Annotated in this window: 1 pseudogene; it reads right to left on the bottom strand. The window is 57.5% G+C overall.

Annotation, left to right across the window (positions count from 1 at the left end):
* Positions 1 to 499: pseudogene (locus ACTHUR_RS18955) on the bottom strand (DNA topoisomerase IV subunit A); the annotation flags it as partial.

The raw sequence follows: 499 nt of genomic DNA on the forward strand, positions 1-499 counted from the left end.
CCGATACAACGGTAAACTCAGGAGAGGTCGTCACCATAATGTGTTCCAAAGATGCACCATCGGCCAACGACATCAGCTGCAAACCGCGGCCTTTAGGCATGACTTTAAGCTCGCCGATGGAAAACGCCAAGAGGCGGTGGTCGCTGCTGGCCAGTACGATTTTGCAGTCGGGATTGATGAGCGAAGATGCATAGACGGCAACGGGCAGCAGGACGGTTTCGCCGCTGTCCACGGTCATTACCACTTTGCCTGCTTTCACGCGTCCGACCATATCGCCCAGTTTGGCGATGAAGCCGTAGCCGCCACTGCCTGAGAGCAGGTAGTGCTGTTCGGGCTGACCGGTAAGCATGGCAACGGGTTTCGCACCGTTTTGCAGCTCGACTAACGATGAAACCGGCACGCCGTCACCGCGTCCGCCGGGGATTTCGGCGGCATCGAGCGTGTAGGTTCTGCCCAATGAATCCAAGATGATGACAGGCAAAACGGTGCGGCCTTCGAG

This window comes from Neisseria sp. P0021.S007 (assembly GCF_051956855.1).